The sequence below is a fragment of the Salicibibacter cibi genome (genome assembly GCF_016495865.1).
In the GTDB taxonomy this organism is placed as follows: Bacteria; Bacillota; Bacilli; order Bacillales; family Marinococcaceae; genus Salicibibacter; species Salicibibacter cibi.
The window spans coordinates 2662305-2683477 of the sequence record NZ_CP054706.1; the positions used below are offsets into that span (position 1 = coordinate 2662305).

Here is a 21173-nt window from a genome sequence, read left to right on the forward strand (position 1 = left end):
TGTTGACCCCGTCTTAAAGCTTCCTTTTTGACCGGCTTTCGCCCCATTATGATTTCGATCGGAATGATTGAATGTATGCCTCAGACTCCTCATATGCCATCGGTAATGCCTGCATATCAATGACGATCATCGAAGGCTTTTGGCTAACGAATGCCTCTTCCAAGCCTTTTTTAAAACCATCCACGGAGACTACCTTCTCGGCTTCAAAGCCCATGGACCTTGCCATCATGATGAAATCGGGATTTTGCAAATCTACGGACGTGCGTCGACCGTAAGCCGCTTCCTGCAAATATCTTAAAATACCGTAGCCACCGTCATCGAATAAAAGAATCGTGATCGGTGCATCTTCCTGAACGGCGGTCATCATTTCACCGACATTCACCATGAAACCACCATCTCCCGCCATTAAGACGACAGGTTTCTTTTTCTGGCCAATCTTCGCCCCGATCGCCATTGGCAAGCCTTGGCCAATGCCGCCACCGGTTGCATGAATCGACGTCTCGGGCTCATAAATATCGATCAGCTTATTTCCCCATGTATAAGCCGGTATCGTCACATCTCTGACCAAAATGGTATCTACCGGCATACGCTCGCGCATTATATCCGCGATATCACCATATGAACCGATGGCACGACGAAGATGATTCCTGACGTCTTGGCGAATGGACTCAATTTCATCCACATAGGCCGGATCCGGGGAAATAGATTGATCAATCAAGGTGTTGTTTAACGCTTTTAGGATAGACCCCGCATCCCCCACCAATCCGTAAAATGTATCGAAATTACGATTAAACGCGTGTGAAGCCGCATCTATATTGATATGATTATTTGGTATCGGCAACGTCCAATCATTGGTTTCTTCACCACGAAAGCGAGTACCGATGCTAATCAGTAAATCGGATGTCTTCAACAACGCCTCGACTTGAGGTGTCGCTGCAAAATTTCCTATACATAACGGATGATTTTCAGGTATGGACCCTTTGCCTGCTTCACTGGTGATAACAGCGGGTTGTATCAAGTCCACAAATGTTTTGAGTTCATCGGAAGCGCCCGAAGCAATAACACCTTTTCCTGCCCAAATAACCGGTCGATTCGCTTCCTGGATTTTTTTTATAACATCTGCTGGAATTTCCACATCCATTTCCACTTTAGTTGTGTTGGCTTTCACCAACTGGTTATCCGGAATGATCTCATTTTGAAAATTAGTAGGGATGGACACCGTCACAGGTCCTGTCGGAATCGCTAAAGCCTCATTCATTGCTTGTTGGATAAACGGTGTGATTTGTTTCGGGCGCTTCAACACATAGGCTTGTTTACTGACACCATCCATCATTTTCAACTGATCTTTGGCTTCATGGATGTACCGCTGATCCGTTCCGATATAATACGAATCGGCCTCTCCGGTTATATGTAGAAGCGGCGTTCCGGAATTCCATGTTTCGGTCAGGGAACCGGCCGCATTGCCCGCACCGGCACCCGTACTTGTGATGACGACGCCCAGCTTGCCTGTGGCGCGTGCATAAGCGTCAGCCATATTGACCGCCCCACTTTCTCCTCGTGCTGTAATAAGGCGGATATTCCCAACCCGCAGAATCGCATCATAGATCGGCATGTTATGGATACTGACGATACCATAGACGACTTCAACCTCATACCGGACAAGTTCTTTTACAATGGCCTCTGAAACCGTAAACGGTGTTTGATGATTCATTATAAACCTCCCAAATAATTCATTTTATTACTTTGGAAAAGGGCTCTTCACCAAAATCTATGGCTGACAAACTAGGGGCAATTATGATTGGTAGTGACCGCTACGGAAAAACCCTACGCTTTCCGTGGGCCCCGAGCTCAGCCTCCTCGGAAAAAAAGAAGTTCGCTTTTTTCCTGCGGGGTCTTCGCCCTGCGCTTTCCCACAGGAGTCTACGTGTTTTTCCTTCGCTCGCTAATGGTGTCACCATATTTAATCACGAATATCAACCATTGATTTTAGTGTTGACCCTGGAAAAGCATTATGTAGAGAAGGAACAGAAGGGTCTACTGGGTATGATGCTAAGATTCATCGCATTTAATAGGAAGTGTCCATTTGGGATGGTTCCATGTATTCCAATAAACCGCTAGCGGACGGCCTGAATATCTCATAAGCGACATCTCTTTGATAACTGCTTTGCTCTTTACTTTTCTCAAATAAATGATGTGTATTTTTCCGGCACAATTGTTCAATATCATCGATGACAGCTTGCGAATTAGGGTTAATGAGTCCAAAAATAACGGTCTCATAAAACCTTATAGCCCCTAGATTAGCCACAAAATCATTGACAATATCAATTCCTCTTTGCTTAATAATTTCGTCCCCTTCTGAAGAAATCGGAATATTTGCTGCTTCCACAATCAAATTTGCTTTAACCATATCAGCATTATGCTTGTTAATAACATCTTCTAATGCTGATGGAATTAATATATCACAGTCCACATCGAGCCATTCCGTGTTAGACCTTACAGTGTAGTGGGATTTAAACTTGGTCTCATCCATCTCGCCGTATTCATTTTTATGATCAATCAGTTTCTGAACACCCAAACCCTCGTCACACGTAACTAAAAGATTTGCATCCGAGATCCCAACGATTTTATAACCTAATTGAGACAATTTCAATGCACAACTCGCGCCTACACTGCCAAATCCTTGAATAACAACTTTTGCCTCTTCTTGGCCTCTTTTTAATGTCCAAGCTTCATCTGCCGAGAATGCCGCCCCATATCCTGTAACAACATCATTTAACAGCAATCCGTCCATTCTGGTCGTCAATAATTCGTCATAACGCTTTATCCCTTGCAGAACGTTTTGATTTTGTTTCATAGATTTCGTCATGGGGATATCAATGCCAAATTCATGATAAATTTCGAGTATAGCTTCATAGTTTGTCCCTAAATCACTACCCAAAGATACTCCGATGTCAATATAGGGCATCATTGCAATCAGAAATCTTCTTAATACGGCTGATGCATCCGGTGCTTTATAATCATAGGCAATTCCCGATTTACACCCTCCGGTCGTTTCACTTTCACTGGCAACATATTTGTAAGCCATCGCTTCGGCTAACCGTACAACCTCTTCTTTCGTCACAGATGGATGCATTCTCGTACCGCCGCCTGTATAACCGTTTACGAAATTGTGAACAACCAGCCATCCTTGTGCATCTGTTTCGGTATCATTCCATTCCACAACTAGATATGGTTTTATCATCAAGATCCCTCCCCAAAGCCTCCGATATAATGGAAGTGTAAATAAGGTCACACACATTAGAACTCGTATACAACGAAGCTGTTATTAGGATCAAACAGATATAAATGAATGTCCTGATAACAGCTTCGCTCGTATTAGTCCTCTCGTTGACAACGCTCTTTTTTAAGCCTGCCCTATTTTCGGGAACAGGTTGGTGCTGTGTTGCGGCTGTAGACGGCTATTTGGATCAAGGTAGGCCGTCACATTGCTTATGGCTGTTGGTGCTTCTCCAAACCCGGTGGCAATGAGCTTAACTTTTCCTTCATACGTTGTTATATCTCCGGCCGCAAAAATACCCTCGATATTGGTCTCCATTTTAGAATTAACAACAACCGAATGCTTCCCGATCTCCAGCCCCCAATTTTTAATCGGCCCCAGGGATGATATAAACCCGTAGTTCACAATCAGATCATCAATTTCATGCCCTTCTTGCTTGTCTCCATTGGCTTCTTGAATGACGATTTTGTTCAATGCCTGATCGTCCCCAATAATTTCCTCAATTTTATAAGGGGTCAACACATTAACGTTTGATCGCCTAAGTTTTTCCACACTATGTTCATGAGCTCTGAATTTGCTTCGTCGATGACACAAGTGTACGTTTTTTGCAATCGGTTCAAGCATTAACGCCCAATCCACAGCCGAATCTCCACCGCCACAAACAAAGACATTTTTGCCTTCAAACTGGTTAAGGTCGTCAATAAAATAATGAAGGTTTTTGTTTTCATACCTTTGGGCATTATCCAATGCTAATCGGCGTGGTTGAAAGGCACCGACACCAGCTGTGACCAAGATCGTCTTGGAAAAGTGAACGTTTTCCTCCGTAGACAGGGTAAACAATCCTTCCTCGTCTTTTTCAATCTCTTGCAGTGTTTCATTTAATACGATGGCTGGTTCAAATTGCATCGCTTGTGCCTTTAATTGATCTACAAGCCCCTGTCCGGTTATCTCTGGAAAACCGGCCACATCATAAATATATTTTTCGGGATACAACGCAGCTAGCTGCCCGCCGAGTTCCGGCATGCTTTCAATAACTTTCACTTTTAATTGACGCATGCCGCCATAAAAGGCAGCAAATAACCCTGCCGGCCCGCCCCCGATGATAGTTACATCATAAATCTCCTGCTGTTGAGGCAACACTTATAACCTCCTTTCCAGGTTGTCGTATCCTCAAGGACTTTAACACCACTTATTTCTTCGTAGAAACGACCACATCATTTCCATCGAATGACACATTGAAATTCCCAAGCTTACGATTGCTATCGACAAGCATGCGCCCCTCATTTTTGATGTCAAATTCCATCCCGTGCCAAGGGCAACGAAGAATCTCGCCTTCTTTCTCGTAGCGGTATTCTCCAGGTGTATCCGTGGGAGCTGAGGCCCCACATAACACACCTTCCGACATAGGCGCTCCTTGATGGATACATTTGTTCGTATAGGCATAAAATTCTCCGTCAGGTGTGCGGCACAAAACGATCGGTATCGGACCTACATTGGCGCTCATGATGTTCCCGGGGGATAAATCTTCTTTTTTGCACACCACTTCTTTCATTGTGTAGCTTTCCTTTCTGGTAATTTCGGGTATAGTTTTCTGGCATTCTCTGCAAAAATCTTTTTTTCCAGCTCCTCCCCGAGAGGTGGAAGTGCCCGAAATGGGGAGTCATAATCCCAATGGGGATAATCTGTTGAAAAGCAAACGATCTCATCCGAACCCATAAGATCAATAAACTTTAGGAATTCATCCCGTGTTAGCTCATCGACAGGTTGGGTCGTAACGCGAACATGATCCTTGACAATATCGCTCGGCATCCGTTTCACCCATGGGACTTCATGACGAAGTTCTTTATATTGCTGATCCATTTTCCTTATAAAAGCAGGGATATATGTGAAGCCAGCTTCGATCATCGCCAACTTAAGATTTGGGTATTTTTCAAAAACGCCATTAAAAATCATACTGCTAATCTGAATCATATGCGTATTTGGCATGACGGAATGCCATTCAACAAAGTATCGCGGGAAATTGCCAAAATAATTCGGTGGTTCTTGATGATGCATACCGATCACCAAATTATAGCGTTCAGCTGCCTCAAAAATCGGATGATAATAAGGGTCTCCCCATGGCCGATTATCAATCGGCAACAACACTTGTACCATTTTCGGGTGGGAGCCAACCCGTTCGATTTCCCTGACAGCAGATTCAGGGTTCTGGGCCGCAACGTGTACAGACCCATACAATCGATCGTCTTTCTCTAGCCAATTTTCAATTACCCAATCATTGTAGGCGGTAGCTAGCGCTACAGCCATTTCATACCAACCATTCATCGATGATGGAGAGGGATCACCGGCTCCCGTTAAAATACCGGCTTCATGTCCAACATCATCGAGCAACTGTTGTTGCATAAATGAAAGATCGTTTCCTGCCGGACGACCGTCAGGAACTTTAGCATCTGCGCGATCCAGGCCGGCGGCTCCTGGTATAGGATAGGGAAGGTGTTTTTCCTGAACCCAATTACTATCGGTTATATATCTTTTCCAAGGGTTATCCAAGTAAGGTAGCAGGTCATTGTAAGTCGCCCTTTCGTGGATATCCATATCAATAATTGGACGTTTTTGCTGCTTGCTCGCTGCCATTTTTCAACCTCTCCTTTTATTCATTATCAAATGCCCGTAAACATATGCCGATGCTGTTTCCTAGTCAAATTGAGGCTCGCGTGAAAAGACTCTCCTCACCATTGGTTCAAAAAATTCAATCGGCAAATACTCATAGTCCGGATCAAAACAATTTTGATCGTAATCCCTGCAAAATTTCAAACAATCATCATAATAAGGATGATCTTTGAAATGATCTCGAGCGTTTCTGTCTTCCTCGGATAGATGGCTCATGTAATGTTGTTGAAAGACCGGATGCATTTTGATAATCCATGTAACTTTTTTTGATAGAAAAGGTTTCGTAATGGCGGCAACCATTTCTCCGTGCGTATGAGGCGCTAATTCGTCACCGATATCATGTAAAAGCCCGCCTACAATCATATCCTCATCTTCACCATTTCGATACGCTTTTGTAGCCGATTGTAAAGAATGCTCATAACGAGAGATTTGGTAGCCACTAAAGCTATGTTCAAGTGCTTTTACCGTTTCCAATAATCGATCCGGAAGACCTGTATTAAACCCATCTTCCAATTTCTCCAAATATATGAAATCTTCCTCAGTTCCCTCATTCATCTCTCTAAAATTTACAACTTTCTGCATTAATGAAACCTCCTTCAAATGTTTAAAAACTGTCTTCATTGCTTTTACAACATTACTTCAGTAAATCAGGTTGCGCATTGACAATACGTTCCCACAAAGGCTGGAAATTTTCCCAACCATCTTTTTCTCTGCCAACTTGCTGAGCCGTTAATTCTGCATTTGTTGGATCAATAGGATTAACGATACCGGCCGCTTCCGCTAGCAATTGTGATTGACAAGAACGCTCCATTGTAATGAACCAAAAAGCCGCTGCATCAACCGATTGACCAACGGTTAAGGGACCATGGCTTCTTAATAGCACGGCTTTATTGTTTCCTAACGCCTCCGCAACTTTTTCTCCTTCTTTTTCTTCATATACAACACCTGAGAATTCATCCAAAACGGAATGATCATTATAAAACGCACAAGAGTCTTGTGTAAGCGGATCGAGCAACCGTCCACTCACCGACCAAGTTTTCCCGTATATTGGATGGGCATGCGCTGACGCAATCACATCCGGCCTTGCTTTGTGAACAGCAGAATGAATCATAAACGCCGACTTATGAATCGAATAGTTTCCCTCAACGACCTCTCCCTGGTCATTGACCAAGACGAGATCCGTCGTCTTCATTTCACTAAAAGGCTTGCCATACGGATTCACCCATAAATGATCTTTAAATTCGGGATCCCGATATGTAACATGACCGGCTGTCCCTTCACTAAATCCAAAACGGGCAAATAAACGAAAAGCTGCTGCCAAGCGTTGCTTACCGTGTTGGCGTTCTTCGTTAACATCCGTAAACGTCGGTTGCTGCAAGTAGTCTTGAACTCCTTTTCCGTTTACATACTCTTCTTGATCATGATCAAGAACCAATTCCAAACCTCCTTTGCTTCGCTATGAATGAGACTGGTAATGGAATGAGACATATCATCCCTTTCGGAGATTATAATAACAGTTATTATATGATTGTCAACAATCTTATAATCAATCATTTATATCATTGACATGTATGCAATGAAGGGTTACTTTAATAGAGTGTTCAATTTAATAAAAAGGAGATTTTCATTGTGGCTTTTGTCATTACGTCGCCATGCTTACATGAAAAGAATGCTGAATGCACGGAAGTCTGCCCAGTGGATTGTATCGAAGAAGGCGATGAAATGTTCCACATTGATCCCAATGTGTGTATTGATTGCGGGGCTTGTGAAGCAGTATGTCCCGTGGACGCGATCTATGCTCAGGAAGATGTACCCGATAATGAACAAAAATATATCGAAGTCAACCAACGCTTTTTTCAATAATACTTCCACAGGAGGTTAGTATAGCGTGAATGATTTTGAACATGGATACGTAAACGTTAATGGCATCCAACTTCATTATGTCACTAGTGGTGAGAATGACGCTCCGGTTTGTATCCTTCTACATGGATTTCCACAAAATTGGTTCTCTTGGCGGTATGTCATTCCAAAACTTAAAAGCACTCATAAAGTGATAGCTGTAGATTTAAGGGGATATGGAGAATCTGATAAACCTGAAGCTATTCAGTGTTATGATAAAAAAATAATGGCAAGTGACATAAAAGATTTGCTCCATCACTTTCGTGTAAAAAATGCATTAATCGTAGGACACGACAGAGGTGCTCGAGTAGCAAGACGTCTGGGATTGGATTATCCCGATCTCGTGGATAAACTTGTACTTATTGACATCATGCCAACCGAATATATCTATGATTCATTGTCCGTCTCTGAGGCAAGTGATAACTATTGGCAATGGGTTTTCCCGCTGATTCCCAAACTGCCTGAAAACTTAATCAATGGAAAAGAAGAAGATTATCTAGCGTTCTTATTACACCAGGACAATGATTTTTTTAATTTATTAAAGTCAGATGGTGCTTGGGAGCACTACATGGCAAGTTGGCAAAAGCCGAGAGCTATTTCAGCGGCCCTCAATGATTATAGAGCGTCCTATCAACTAGACTTGCCCAGATATCGTGAAGAGGCAAACAAACATGTAAAATTAGACATCCATACGCTTTTATTATGGGGGGAGCAAGGAAATGTTGCCCATTTTCCCGTGCTCGATGTATGGCGTCGCTCGATTCCAAATGCGATTGGCCGTGAAATAAAAGGCTGCGGGCATTACATTCCAGAAGAAAAGCCAAAGGAAATCGCGCAATCAATCATTGATTTCTCACAAAATACTTTCACAAGCTAAATATGCTCACTGAAACCACCATCAGAGGGAGGTCCCGATGTTGGTGTACGTTGGCACTAGCACATCCTGTGCTTCGCAAACAAAGTGTTAGCCCCGTTTTTCCAGAAGTCAAATTTAAAATCCGATCTCCGGAATTACGAGGGATTACCATCGGGATAACTGAAAGAAAACTATGGAGGTGTTGTGCGTTGCTCACATTTGAGAATGTATCGAAAACCTATAAAGGTGGTACATACGCTGTAAAAAATCTCTCATTGGAAATTGAAAAAGGGGAGTTCGTGGTTTTCATCGGTCCAAGTGGTTGCGGAAAAACAACGACCATGAAAATGATTAATCGCCTCATTAACCCATCAGAAGGGGTGATATCCATAGATGGAAAGAATGCCGTTGACCAGGATGCCGTTCAATTACGTCGTGAAATCGGGTATGTCATTCAACAGATCGGTTTGTTTCCTCATATGACCATTCAGGATAATATCACACTCGTTCCGAAGTTATTGAACTGGTCAAAAGAAAAACGAATAGAACGAGCCAGAGAATTACTTCAGCTCGTTGAAATGGGTGATGAATATTTAACGCGTTATCCGAACGAACTTAGCGGCGGACAACAGCAACGAATTGGTGTTCTTCGAGCGCTCGCCGCCGATCCGCCTCTTATTTTAATGGACGAGCCTTTCGGAGCTTTAGACCCCATCACCCGTGATACGTTACAAGATGAATTTAAGAAGTTGCAGCAACACTTGGGGAAAACCATTGTTTTTGTCACCCATGACATGGACGAAGCTTTAAAACTAGCGGACCGTATGGTCATTTTAAAAGAAGGTGAACTTGTCCAAGTCGGTACGCCGGATGAGATTTTAACCGAACCTGCCAACGCATTCGTCGAAGAATTTATTGGCAAGGATCGTCTGTTGCAAATGCGTGCGAATGTCGAAAGCGTCGAAAGCATCATGAATGAGAATCCGGTCACTGTCCATGAACATGCTACAATCTCCGAAGCCATTCAAATGATGCGTGAAAAACGTGTTGATTCCCTTCTGATCGTCGACAATCAGCATATTTTAAAAGGCTACATCGATATTGGGATGATCGAGTCTGCCCATGGCGAAAAAGCCATTGCCGACATTCTTCTGAGCAAAGTTCATACGGTGCATAAATCAGCAAGACTTAGAGATTCAGTCCGTCGGATCTTAAAGCTGGGCACGAGTTTTGTTCCAGTTGTTGACGATGACAAACGCTTGCTTGGCATTCTCACTCGTGCCACCCTTGTGGACGTTGTTTATGATTCGATTTGGGGGGATCAAGTGGAGGAGGCAGCTGAGCAGCAAGTTGCAACCGTTGAGGAGTCGATTTTATGAACGCAGTGATAGAATTCTTTCAAGAGAACGGCGGAAATATGCTTTTACTCACATGGCAACATATTTATATCACTCTTGGCGCCCTATTTCTCGCTATTATTTTCGCTGTCCCTTTAGGTATTTTATTAAACAAAATGCCAAGAAAGGTGGGAAACTTCACCATTGGAATTGTAAGTATTTTACAGACTGTGCCAAGCCTGGCGCTTTTAGCATTAGTTATTCCATTTCTTGGTATTGGTCAAGGACCGGCCATTTTTGCCCTTTTTATCTATGGATTACTTCCGATTTTACGCAATACGTACGTAGGCATCAGCGGCGTAAGTCCGGAACTTGGTGAATCCGGAAAAGGGATGGGCATGACGGCGTTGGAACGTATCCGTCATGTCGAATTGCCGCTTGCAATGCCCGTCATTATGTCGGGGATTCGTCTATCTACAGTCTACCTTGTCGGATGGGCTACCCTTGCTTCTTATATTGGTGGCGGGGGTCTTGGTGATTTTATCTTTAACGGCCTCAACCTTTATCAACCTGAATTTATTTTTGCAGGTGCCATTCCGGTAACACTGATGGCTCTGTTATTTGAAATCATTCTTTCAAAATGGGAAAAAGGCTTAACCCCAAGAGGAATGAAACCGACAACGACTTAGGGAGGAATGGTCATGTTTCATAAAAAGCTAAAACACAGTTGTTTGGCCGGTCTTCTGGGTGTTGGTGTGTTAAGTGGATGTTCTCTCCCCGGAATAAGTGCAGGAAGTGGGGATGAAACCGTAACGATTGCCACGACAGACACATCTGAATCCCAGATCATCGGTCATATGCTTCGGCTTATGATCGAGAGACAAACAGATGCCAACGTAGAAATGCTCAATAATATCGCCACATCGGTCGTTGCACATCAGGCAATGCTGGATGGGGATGTTAATGTTTCCGCAACCCGTTATTCCGGCACTGATATGGCAGCGATCTTCAACGAAGATCCCACGGATTTAGATCCTGACGACGGGGGTTCCTATATGATGAAAGAATATGAGGAACGTTTCGATCAAACGTGGTTTCCTTCTTACGGTTTTGATAACAATTACGCATTTGCCGTCCATGAGGATCTCGCAGAGGAGGAAGACCTCGAAACCATATCCGATTTAGAAGCGATTGCCGATACGGCCGATACAGGGGTGGACACAAATTGGTTGAGCCGTGAAGGAGATGGTTATCCAGCTTTTCAGGAACAATACGGGTTTGAGTTTGAAAATATTAACCCGATGCAAATCGGCCTCGTTTACGATGCGCTCGCGAGCGGAAATATGGATATTGTGCTCGCTTACACATCGGATGGGCGGATTGATGCCTACAACCTCCAATTATTAGAAGATGATATGCAGTTTTTCCCGCCCTATGATACATCTGCCGTCGCAAACAATGATTTGTTAGAAGCCAACCCAAGCATTGAAGAAGCGATCCTTCAACTGGAAGGTGAAATAAGCACGGAACAAATGCAAACTTTGAACTATGAAGCGGATGCCGAATTACGCGAACCCGCAATCGTCGCGGAGGACTTTCTGGAAGAAAACAATTATTTCGAGTAATAATCTGAGCAGGAGGTGTACGCATGTTTGAAGTCATTGGCGATGTCGTGAACTACTACACACAGAATTTTGGTTATGTTTCTCAAGAATTTTTCCGCCATTTTTTAATGGCAGCATATGGTGTTTTATTTGCGGCAATCGTCGCAATCCCTATCGGCATTGTGATCGCGCGCTTCAGCCGATTACACAATTGGATCATCCAACTTGCGAACATCATTCAAACGATTCCGCACTTGGCGATGCTCTCCATCCTGATGCTTGCCATGGGATTAGGCGCGAATACTGTTGTTTTCGCTTTATTTCTGTACTCGATTCTCCCGATCGTGAAAAACACGTATACCGGACTAGTGAACGTTGACCAGGTGTTGCTTGATTCCGGTAAGGCAATGGGGATGACAAAAGGTCAACGCTTACGTATGGTTGAACTCCCCCTTTCATTGTCTGTCATCATGGCCGGTCTTCGCAACGCGCTTGTCATTGCGATTGGCATAGCGGCAATTGGCGCGTTCTTCGGAGCCGGTGGTCTGGGTGACATCATTGTTCGCGGGACTAACATCACGGACGGGACGCCGATCATTCTAGCAGGCGCGATTCCGACGGCCTTAATGGCTATTATGGCTGATGTGATTATGGGAACACTCGAGAAGATTTTGGATCCAGTAAAATCCCAAAAAAATAAAAACGTGGATCTTGATCAAGCGGAAGCGGCATAATCACAGGCATTCACTCTAGTGAGTGTATATTGGGATGAATACTCGGAAAAAGTATACGATCATCCGGGGAGGGTGAATGATTCGGCAGACGTAACCGTCGGGAGGCTTCACGTTATCCAAATGACTTCAACGTCATCCCGAGTAGTTAAGCTAATGATGATATCCATGATATTTATGAAAATACGAGAGCATATGTACCAATTCCCCGGAAAATCAGACATCAGCTGCGCCAAGCGATGGAAAAGCATGGCATATCAACTAAATTACAAGCGATATCAATCATGACGCCATAATCATAGACCTTCACCTTTCTGTCGCCATACTGTCAAAAATAAGGACGGGTTCTGTCATAACTCAGACGAATGGTTATACTTAAATAAGGACTGCTGAATAACGGAAAAAGATTGGCACATAAGCATTTTCCGTTGCTGTTGTCAAAGTTAGATGCAAGGAAATCCATCCTATAAACAAAAAAACCCTTGCACTTCTGGCGACGTATGGAGGGACGGTGCTGCAAGGGCGAGACTCCAGCGAAAAAACGGACGCGTCAAGATCCCGCAGCGTCGCGAGGAGGCTTGACCGTTCGTCCGCGGAAAGCGAAGCCATGGAAGCGGCATCCCGGCTTCAGCAGATATTTGCAAGTTGTTCTGCAATCCCTAAATAACTGCTTGCATAGTTTCCATGTGTTAGAATCGTTGATCATTAATCAAAAAATCGCCATGAGTCATGGCGTATCCCGTTTCAGGCCATCGCATCAAAGCGATGGCCTTTGCCGGTCAACTTACTCTCGGATTCATGGCGATGATAGGGGGTCACGTACACTCGAGAAGGGAATGGCTGTCCGTCTCGCTTATGGTAGTGACCGACGCGTTTTGCCCTGACACGATCAATCGGTGGATTTGCCTTGATTAACGGCGGCGCGGCTTGCACGCGATTGCGGTATTGGGAAGCAACATCGTTATGTTGCATCGGGACATAGCCCATCGCATAAACCCCCTTCCTCTCTCTATATATACCTATACCCCAAAAACGATGGCAATACGCCTATTTCTCGTTAAAAGCCTTATTCGCGTGTGGCAAGGATACACGCATTAGGTAAAACGTACATAAGATGTAACGAACCTGAAGGAAAAGGAGTGATGAACGTGAGCTGCGGTTGCAAAGATTATGAATCGGGCCACTGTGTATGTGACGCGGTGCTCTCCATAAAGGAAGCACAGGATGCTGTTGACAGAAAAGTAGATAACTGTGCAAACAGTTGCTACACAAACTTATTAAGCCCTAAAAGGCCCGGGATGGTTCAGGACACGGTTCCCTTCATGTTAAAAGACAAAAAGAGCAACTTGTTCTGGGCTACCGGCGGACTGACAGCGGATATGACGGACGTATTTGAAACGGTGTTTTTCCGGGTTGAGAGCATCGACGCAAAAACGTGCTGTGCCACCTTGTCGTTGCTGCGCCCGACCAACGACATCAAGTTTACGCATAACTGCTGTGTCGACCCAACGTCGCTTTCCGACGTCTATACACTTGAAAAAACCCATTTCTGTATAGAAGTCGACTTGCGCTGCTTCTGCGCGATCCAATGCCTGGATCCGCACTTGCTCGATAATGTTGTCAAGAAAGACAAAAAACATCATCATTACGAAAAGTGATCAAGGGATAATTCCTGCACATCGTCGTAATTGATCGTCACAAGATAAGGGGTTTGTTGGGTCTGCATCGTAAAATACTGCTCCTCCGCAGCAGTAACGGTGCCGACCCATGTTTGTTCTTTCGCTTTACATATACACGTCATGGGTGTGCGATTCCGCATTTTTAAAAGAAATTCCACTTTTTCTTGCACGGATTTTTCTACAAAGGCTTGAGGTTTTTCTTCCTTTTTGTCTTCGTTCTTATCATCGCCGATACCTAAATGATCATCAATAGGCTCTCTTTTAGCGGAGTGTTCCGACAATGTAGAAGCCAGGTTCTCTCGCGTACGATTGACATAATGCGATGGTGCGCTACTTTCCTGCCAATCATAGCCTAAATGCTTCGATAAATTAAAGGAACGTTTTCTTTCTTGTTCTTTTTTTCCTCATTTTGATCATCGACTTCATGATTTTCTTCCGCGGGTTCTTCTTCACCTAAATGATTACGTTTGTACAAAACTTCCACTTCTGTACTGCCTTGGCCAGCAGATTCATGTTGATCGGGGGTATCGATATATAGCAGCGGTTGAACACGATTCCTCCGTTTTCGTGTGCTCATCTCTTCTCCTCCCTCAGAAAACGTCTTGGTCCATTGTATTCAGTTGATAACAAGCTATGAATGAAAGGAAAAAAGAAACGTGCTTTATCTTAATATACGTTACCTTCGTTAAGAAAGACAGGGCTCCTATGCCACATAAACGAAAATTAGGTGATAGGCTGGTGCCTGTTTTGTCATTGAACGACACTCCTATGCGCATGACTGAATAACGTGTAAAAAGAACGATGGTATCGTTCTTCCAATGAAAAACTGGGAGGAGGAACTCAAATGTCTGCCGGATACGGATTTGGTGGAGGATTTGCGTTAATTGTCGTACTGTTCATTTTGCTCATCATCGTTGGAGCATCTTACTGTTAATAAGCGTAAGCTAAAATCATCCCCCGGGCTTAGGGATGATTTTTTTTGTTTCCCGGATACTGCTTTTTTTGTATCGTATCATCCGAACAATTTACATTTTCTGGTATTTAAAAAAGAGTAAAAGAGGGATTCCCCTTTTACTCTTTTTCGGCTACAGTGGTTTTATCATGTGAGGTACCATACTGCGCGATTTCTTCCATATGGTGGCAGGCGGCAAGGTGGTCGCCGCTCGAGTCGTCCGTCGCGCGAAGTTCTGGATCTTCCTGTTTACATATTTCCGTGGCGAACGGACAACGGGTGTGAAACCGGCAACCGCTTGGAGGATCCAAAGGCGATGGGACATCCCCTTCCAACATGATACGCTCGCTTTTCCTTTCGGGATCCGGAACGGGGATCGCCGAAAGCAATGCGCGCGTATACGGGTGGCGCGGCTCGTCAAACAAGGCTTTTTTATCGCCGATTTCCACGATTTTTCCTAGATACATGACGACCACGCGATCGGAGATGTGGCGAACAACGCCCAAGTCGTGGGAAATAAACAAGTACGTAAGGCCGTACTCCTTCTGCAAGTCTCTGAGCAGGTTTAATACTTGTGCCTGCGTGGAAACATCAAGGGCAGATACCGCTTCGTCGCAGACGATCAACTTCGGATCCACGGAAAGGGCACGCGCGATTCCGATTCTTTGCCGTTGTCCTCCGCTAAATTCGTGCGGATAACGCTCGGCTTGTTGCGGACGGAGACCGACAACATCCATTAACTCGCGAATCCGTTTCGGGCGATCGTTTTTCGGGACGACGCCTTGAATGGCCATTGCCTCGTCGAGAATTTGTTTCACTTTTTGGCGCGGGTTTAACGAAGCAAATGGATCTTGGAAAATGATTTGCATGTCTTTTCGTTTTTTCCGAAGATCGGTCTTATTTAGATTGCGAAAATCTTCCCCTTCAAAATAAATTTCCCCGTCGGTCGGTTCTTCCAACCGCAAAATCGCACGTCCGGTCGTCGACTTTCCGCAACCGGACTCGCCGACGATGCTCAGCGTTTCTCCTTCGTTGATCGCAAACGATATGTCATCGACCGCTTTGACATCGGCAAGTTTGCGATTGAGAACCCCACCTTTCACCGGAAAATATTTCTTTAAATTTTTTGTTTCGAAAAGAGGCGTTGTCATGATTCTTGGTGCACCTCCTTATTCATCGGATGTTCTTGTTCCCATTCATCGGTATATATCCAACAGCGTACAGATCCGTTGTCACTTTCCCCATCGAGGTTGTTTTTAGGCGTCCCCAGCGATGGATGCGTGTTGCAAATCTCAGAAGCGAACGGGCAACGCGAGGCAAATCGGCAGCCGTTTGGCATTTCCGCCGGGCTCGGAACCGTGCCTCTAATCACTTCCAATTCCTCCACGTCCACATCATGGCGGGGAATCGACCGCATCAACCCTTGCGTATACGGATGCAACGGACGTTTAAACAGCGTGTTCACGTCTGCTTGTTCCACGACTTCCCCGGCGTACATAACAGCCACTTGATCAGCCGTTTCCGCGATAACCCCAAGATCGTGGGTAATGATCATAACGGCCATTCCCGTTGATTCCTGCAAGCTTTTCATCAATTCGAGAATCTGTGCCTGAATGGTGACATCAAGTGCGGTCGTCGGTTCATCGGCAATCAACAATTCAGGTTCGCACGCAAGCGCCATCGCGATCATCACACGCTGCCGCATCCCGCCGGACAACTCATGGGGGTAACTTTTCGCCCGACTTTTCGGCGCGGGAATCCCCACAAGTTTGAGCATGCGGATGACTTCCTGATGGGCTTCACGTTTGCCCATTTTTTTATGAATCCTTACCGTTTCAGCCACTTGATGGCCAACGGTAAAGACCGGATTTAAAGAGGTCATTGGTTCTTGAAAAATCATGGAAAGACGATTGCCGCGATATTTTGCAATCTGCGCTTTTGATTTTTTGAGTAAATCTTCGCCGTTTAATTCGATCTTGCCGCCGACAATTTCTCCGGGAGATTGAATCAGCTGCATCACCGATAAGGAAGTAATGCTTTTCCCGGAACCGGATTCTCCGACAATGCCCAGCGTTTCATTCGATCCTACTTCAAAATCAACGCCATCGACCGCTTTTACTTCGCCGTCCGGTGTAAAAAATGACGTTTGCAACCCTTCCACGTTTAAAACAGGAGCTTCTTCGTTGTTCGCCACCGCACATGCCCCCTTTCTTTAATTCAATTCAATGCGTTTATTCAAGACGCGATAAAGGATATCAACGAGGAAATTAACGAGTACGAATGTTAGCGCGAGGACGATAACCGTTCCTTGTACAACCGGAAAATCCCGTTGGGAAATGGCATCGACAACGAGTCGTCCCAATCCGTTAATGCTAAAGACCGACTCGGTAAGAACCGCCCCGCTCAAGAAATAGCCAAATTGCAGACCGATCACCGTGACGACCGGGATTAACGCGTTTCTCAAGGCGTGTTTGTAAATGACGAGCCGTTCTTTGACCCCTTTGGCCCGCGCAGTTCGAACGTAATCTTCCCCGATGACTTCGAGCATGGCCGAACGGGTCATACGAGCGATGATCGCCGCTCCGGCTGTTCCCATTGTAATCGCTGGCAGGAAGATTTGCTGCCAATCCCCCCAACCGGAGGTAGGCAACCAGCCCAATTGGTTGGCAAACACATACATAAGCATGAGGCCAAGCCAAAAGTTTGGCATCGAGAGGCCGATAACCGCAAATGCCATCGTCCCAAAATCGCGGAAGGAGTTTTGCTTCGTCGCCGCTAGAATACCACCGATAAGACCAACGCTAACTGCAACGACAAGTCCCCAAAATGCGAGTTCCAACGTAATCCAGAAGCGTGGGGCTACCAATTCCATGACCGGTTGGCCGGTGCGTACGGATTCGCCGAGGTCAAAACGGAGAAGATCACCTAAAAATAATCCATATTGTACATATAAAGGTTCGTTTAAGCCCAGATTCTCCCTCATTTGTTCCAATTGTTCTTCCGAAGCCGCCTCACCGGCCATGACTTGGGCTGCATCTCCGGGGATCAGTTGTATGATCAAAAAGCAACGAGGGTCACGCGATGATGACGGATCAGTTGTAGAAAACGGCGAATGATAAAGATGTGCATGTTTGCGCCTCCTTACTTTTTCGATCTTGGATCCAACGCATCCCGCAAACCATCCCCCAGCATGTTGAAGCCAAGGACGATGAGCACGAGCGCGATCCCCGGAAACAGGGTCAAATGGGGGTTTTCCCACATATAACTTCTTCCCGAGTTAAGCATGGCCCCCCATTCGGATGTTGGCGGTTGGACACCAAGCCCGAGAAAGGATAAACCGGCTGCACTGAGAATCGATGTTGCTACCTGCAATGAAGCTTGTACGATAATCGGCGAGCTAACATTCGGAAGGATGTGCTGAAAAATAATCTTTCCATCCCTGGCCCCTAGCGCTCGTACCGCTTCTACGTACTCCACCGATTTTACTTCCAACACCGACCCGCGGGTGATCCTGGCAAAAACTGGGATATTATAAATCGCTAATGCGATAATGACGTTATTCAAGTTGGGACCGAGTGCACTTACGATCGCAAGCGCCAATAAGATTCCCGGAAACGCAAGCAATACATCGGAGACGCGCATAATGATGGAATCAATGATGCGCCCGTAATAGCCTGCAAACAAGCCGAGAATAATCCCAAACACCGCGCCGATCGCAACGGATAATACACCGACATATAACGTTAAATGTGTACCGTAAATAATCCGACTGTAGATATCCCTGCCGTTATGGTCCGTTCCAAACCAATGTTCCGATGATGGCGACTGGAAATCGTTGAGCACATCGGTTGAATCGGGATTATGTGTCATTAAATCAAATGGAAGAATCCGAAATTGTGACAGTAACGTGCTTAACGCGATAAGTGTAAAAAGGATTAAAATAATGCCGCCGATTAATGACGATTTGTTGCGTATTAATTTTTTCATCAAGTTCTTGAAGCGTGATTCCGGCGCTGCAAATTCTTCGTGTTCCGGTTGCTGCTTTACGGTTGACCCCATCCTCGCTCAACCCTTTCTCATATTCTTCCATCCTAACTATTTTCATGGGTAGGTAGACTCACCATGTTTACAATAATGCATATATGCGCTTTCGGCAAGCATTATTCGAACATTGTGTGACTTTTTTTATTTAAAATTAATGCATTAAGTTTACATGAAACCCTTGTTGTTGTAAATCGTATTTTTTTCCGTTTCTAATTATTATTTGCCATCAAAGTCGTCTTTAAATTCGTAAATTCGTAAGATAGAGTGGCGATTTGAAACGTTACGGTTGTTCTGGTTATTTTGGGGTTGATGTGTCGCCCTTTCTGTTTTATATTTTAATCTGATGTCGTTATCCTTCTAATTTTGCCAAAAAAAATGTATTGAAAGTTTTTAATTCGTAAGATATAGTTAATTTGACTTTTAATATTCCAAGGGGGGAATAACGTATGAAGCGTTACAAACGTACCGGTTACTTCGTCGGAACTGCTCTTGCTACAAGCTTGTTGCTCGCGGCTTGTACGGATGACTCAGATGTGGACGAGGGCGCCGAAGAAACAGAGGGCGAGGAAGAGGAAGAAGCTGATGATGGGGAGGAAGCTTCCGGTGAGCCTCAAGAAGGCGGGGACTTCATGATGTCTCTACCAGGGGAGCCTGTTACAATGGATCCACACGGTTCCAATGATAACCCGTCAGCTCAAGCCCGTACTTTAATGTATGAAACACTCGTAACGCAAAATCCCGAAACACTCGAGGTTGAAACCGAAGGTTTGGCAGAATCATTCGACCAACCCGATGATGACACTTGGGTTTTTGAACTTCATGAAGGGGTTCAGTTCCATAATGGCGAAGAATTGACGGCTGACGATGTTGTTGCCACATTCGAACGCGTGCTTGAAGAAGACCGCGCATCCGAAGCAGCCTTTCTGTTTGAAATGATTGAAGATATTGAGGCCGTTGATGACTACACAGTGGAATTCACGACCGAATATCCATTCGCTGCCTTGGACGCACACCTTGCACACAATGCTGCCGGCATTATGAGTGAAGCCGCGATCGAAGAAGAGGAAGAAGGCGATGAGCTCAACTTGGAAACGGAAGCTGTCGGCACAGGGCCATTTGAATTTGAAGATTGGACACAAGGGGATTCACTGACATTTACTAAAAATGAGGATTACTGGGGCGACAATGCTTACCTGGACAGCGTAACATTTGAAATTGTCGGTGAAGACCTTACGCGCGTCAGCATGCTTGAAAATAATGAAACACACTTTGCCGAAGACATCCAGCCAACGTTGATGGATCAAGTGGATGCCCTCGATAATGCGAGCGCTCTAACAGAACCGAGTCTAAGCATGACCTATATGGGTTTTAACACACAGGAAGAACCTTTCGATGATCCTCAGGTGCGCCAAGCCATTGCAATGGCGATAGACAACGAAATGCTGGTCGATGGCGTTTACGAAGGCTACGGAGAAGCGGCGAACGGTCCTATCAATGATCTCGTCTTTGGTTATAATGAAGATGTCGAAGATGCCGACGCGACAAATTATGATCCTGATCAAGCGCAAGAGTTGCTTGCAGACGCCGGTTATGAAGAAGATGAATTGGAAATTACATTGTGGACAAACAATGAAAGCGATGTTCGTGAACAAACCACTGAACTTGTCCAAGACCAACTCGGAGAAATTGGGGTTGACGTTTCCATTGAAAATGTTGAATGGGGTGCTTATTTAGACCAAACCGCTGAAGGTGAACACGAGATGTTTATCCTTGGTTGGGGAACGGTAACCGCAGACGCTGACTACACCATGTATGCCTTGCTCCATTCCGATAGCGTGGGAGCACCGGGCAACCGAGCCTTCTATGAAAACGACGAAGTCGACGACCTTATTATGGACGCTCGACAGGAAACAGATGATGACGCACGCGAAGAGCTCTATGCCGAAATTTTGGATATTACAGTAGAAGAAGCACCTTACATTTACACTGTCTTTGATGAGCTTCGTTTCGGACTCTCTGATTCTGTGGAAAACTTTGTCTTCCATCCAAACCGTACCTTTGATTTAAGCGAGACGTATATTACGGAAGATGCTGAAGAAGGCGGTTATTAAAATCGATTAAACCACG

General features: G+C 44.9%; 23 protein-coding genes and 1 pseudogene. 10 read left to right on the plus strand and 14 right to left on the minus strand.

Going from position 1 to position 21173, the window contains the following annotated elements; all coding sequences use genetic code 11:
- Window positions 1-46: 46 nt before the first annotated feature.
- The 7 genes from HUG20_RS13245 to HUG20_RS13275 form a co-directional block, all read right to left on the minus strand.
- Window positions 47-1711 (minus strand): thiamine pyrophosphate-binding protein, encoded by a 1665-nt coding sequence (locus tag HUG20_RS13245; protein ID WP_200085131.1) that lies wholly within the window; start codon window positions 1709-1711, stop codon window positions 47-49.
- 354 nt (window positions 1712-2065) lie between these two features.
- Window positions 2066-3241, minus strand: coding sequence for a Glu/Leu/Phe/Val family dehydrogenase (locus HUG20_RS13250; protein ID WP_200085132.1), 1176 nt, complete (start codon window positions 3239-3241; stop codon window positions 2066-2068).
- Window positions 3242-3403: 162 nt separating this feature from the next.
- Window positions 3404-4414, minus strand: coding sequence for an NAD(P)/FAD-dependent oxidoreductase (locus HUG20_RS13255; RefSeq protein WP_200090514.1), 1011 nt, complete (start codon window positions 4412-4414; stop codon window positions 3404-3406).
- Window positions 4415-4466: 52 nt separating this feature from the next.
- Window positions 4467-4829, minus strand: coding sequence for a Rieske (2Fe-2S) protein (locus HUG20_RS13260; RefSeq protein ID WP_200085133.1), 363 nt, complete (start codon window positions 4827-4829; stop codon window positions 4467-4469).
- Window positions 4826-5908: an amidohydrolase family protein gene (locus HUG20_RS13265; RefSeq protein WP_200085134.1), complete on the minus strand. Its 1083-nt coding sequence runs from the start codon at window positions 5906-5908 to the stop codon at window positions 4826-4828. The genes HUG20_RS13260 and HUG20_RS13265 overlap by 4 nt, the downstream gene beginning before the upstream one ends.
- 60 nt (window positions 5909-5968) lie before the next feature.
- Window positions 5969-6526, minus strand: coding sequence for an HD domain-containing protein (locus HUG20_RS13270; protein ID WP_200085135.1), 558 nt, complete (start codon window positions 6524-6526; stop codon window positions 5969-5971).
- A 52-nt stretch (window positions 6527-6578) separates the two neighbouring features.
- Window positions 6579-7379 (minus strand): class II aldolase/adducin family protein, encoded by an 801-nt coding sequence (locus tag HUG20_RS13275; RefSeq protein ID WP_246476410.1) that lies wholly within the window; start codon window positions 7377-7379, stop codon window positions 6579-6581.
- A gap of 194 nt (window positions 7380-7573) precedes the next feature.
- On the opposite strand from HUG20_RS13275, the gene HUG20_RS13280 reads away from it, so the two are divergent.
- The 7 genes from HUG20_RS13280 to HUG20_RS13310 all read left to right on the plus strand — a co-directional run bounded on the left by HUG20_RS13280 (window position 7574) and on the right by HUG20_RS13310 (window position 13038).
- Window positions 7574-7807, plus strand: a complete 234-nt coding sequence (locus tag HUG20_RS13280; protein ID WP_200085136.1) for a ferredoxin family protein — start codon at window positions 7574-7576, stop codon at window positions 7805-7807.
- 25 nt (window positions 7808-7832) lie between these two features.
- Window positions 7833-8720, plus strand: coding sequence for an alpha/beta fold hydrolase (locus tag HUG20_RS13285; protein ID WP_200085137.1), 888 nt, complete (start codon window positions 7833-7835; stop codon window positions 8718-8720).
- Window positions 8721-8908: 188 nt separating this feature from the next.
- Entirely contained in the window at window positions 8909-10078 is a 1170-nt protein-coding gene (locus tag HUG20_RS13290) for a betaine/proline/choline family ABC transporter ATP-binding protein (protein ID WP_200085138.1), read from the plus strand.
- Window positions 10075-10725, plus strand: a complete 651-nt coding sequence (locus tag HUG20_RS13295) for an ABC transporter permease (protein WP_200085139.1) — start codon at window positions 10075-10077, stop codon at window positions 10723-10725. Before HUG20_RS13290 ends, HUG20_RS13295 begins: the two co-directional genes overlap by 4 nt.
- A 12-nt stretch (window positions 10726-10737) precedes the next feature.
- Window positions 10738-11661, plus strand: a complete 924-nt coding sequence (locus HUG20_RS13300) for an osmoprotectant ABC transporter substrate-binding protein (protein ID WP_200085140.1) — start codon at window positions 10738-10740, stop codon at window positions 11659-11661.
- A gap of 23 nt (window positions 11662-11684) precedes the next feature.
- Window positions 11685-12374: an ABC transporter permease gene (locus tag HUG20_RS13305; RefSeq protein WP_200085141.1), complete on the plus strand. Its 690-nt coding sequence runs from the start codon at window positions 11685-11687 to the stop codon at window positions 12372-12374.
- A 508-nt stretch (window positions 12375-12882) separates the two neighbouring features.
- Window positions 12883-13038 (plus strand): hypothetical protein, encoded by a 156-nt coding sequence (locus HUG20_RS13310; protein ID WP_200085142.1) that lies wholly within the window; start codon window positions 12883-12885, stop codon window positions 13036-13038.
- Window positions 13039-13115: 77 nt separating this feature from the next.
- Here the strand turns inward: HUG20_RS13310 and HUG20_RS13315 are convergent, their stop codons facing one another.
- On the minus strand, window positions 13116-13358 hold the full coding sequence (locus HUG20_RS13315) for a hypothetical protein (protein ID WP_200085143.1): 243 nt from the start codon (window positions 13356-13358) through the stop codon (window positions 13116-13118).
- Window positions 13359-13519: 161 nt separating this feature from the next.
- Here HUG20_RS13315 and HUG20_RS13320 point away from each other — a divergent pair, with 161 nt between their 5' ends.
- The gene (locus tag HUG20_RS13320; protein WP_246476411.1) at window positions 13520-14029 is read left to right on the plus strand and encodes a CotY/CotZ family spore coat protein; all 510 of its coding nucleotides are present in this window, start codon (window positions 13520-13522) and stop codon (window positions 14027-14029) included.
- Here the strand turns inward: HUG20_RS13320 and HUG20_RS13325 are convergent.
- Both HUG20_RS13325 and HUG20_RS13330 read right to left on the minus strand, forming a co-directional pair.
- Window positions 14017-14331 carry a CotO family spore coat protein gene (locus HUG20_RS13325; RefSeq protein WP_200085144.1) on the minus strand — a complete coding sequence of 105 codons (315 nt, stop codon included), beginning with the start codon at window positions 14329-14331 and terminating at the stop codon, window positions 14017-14019. The genes HUG20_RS13320 and HUG20_RS13325 overlap by 13 nt on opposite strands.
- 71 nt (window positions 14332-14402) lie before the next feature.
- The gene (locus HUG20_RS13330; RefSeq protein WP_200085145.1) at window positions 14403-14627 is read right to left on the minus strand and encodes a hypothetical protein; all 225 of its coding nucleotides are present in this window, start codon (window positions 14625-14627) and stop codon (window positions 14403-14405) included.
- Window positions 14628-14894: 267 nt separating this feature from the next.
- On the opposite strand from HUG20_RS13330, the gene HUG20_RS13335 reads away from it, so the two are divergent.
- A complete protein-coding gene (locus HUG20_RS13335) occupies window positions 14895-14984 on the plus strand; it encodes a YjcZ family sporulation protein (RefSeq protein WP_200085146.1) in 90 nt (29 codons plus the stop codon).
- Between the two features lie 137 nt (window positions 14985-15121).
- Here HUG20_RS13335 and HUG20_RS13340 read toward each other — a convergent pair whose 3' ends face one another.
- The 4 genes and pseudogenes from HUG20_RS13340 to HUG20_RS13355 form a co-directional block, all read right to left on the minus strand.
- A complete protein-coding gene (locus tag HUG20_RS13340; protein ID WP_200085147.1) occupies window positions 15122-16153 on the minus strand; it encodes an ABC transporter ATP-binding protein in 1032 nt (343 codons plus the stop codon).
- On the minus strand, window positions 16150-17196 hold the full coding sequence (locus HUG20_RS13345; RefSeq protein WP_200085148.1) for an ABC transporter ATP-binding protein: 1047 nt from the start codon (window positions 17194-17196) through the stop codon (window positions 16150-16152). Before HUG20_RS13345 ends, HUG20_RS13340 begins: the two co-directional genes overlap by 4 nt.
- Before the next feature lie 18 nt (window positions 17197-17214).
- Window positions 17215-18131, minus strand: a pseudogene (locus tag HUG20_RS13350) (ABC transporter permease).
- A 12-nt stretch (window positions 18132-18143) separates the two neighbouring features.
- On the minus strand, window positions 18144-19061 hold the full coding sequence (locus tag HUG20_RS13355) for an ABC transporter permease (protein ID WP_200085149.1): 918 nt from the start codon (window positions 19059-19061) through the stop codon (window positions 18144-18146).
- A gap of 431 nt (window positions 19062-19492) precedes the next feature.
- Here HUG20_RS13355 and HUG20_RS13360 point away from each other — a divergent pair, with 431 nt between their 5' ends.
- Entirely contained in the window at window positions 19493-21157 is a 1665-nt protein-coding gene (locus HUG20_RS13360) for a glutathione ABC transporter substrate-binding protein (RefSeq protein ID WP_200085150.1), read from the plus strand.
- Window positions 21158-21173: the final 16 nt, after the last annotated feature.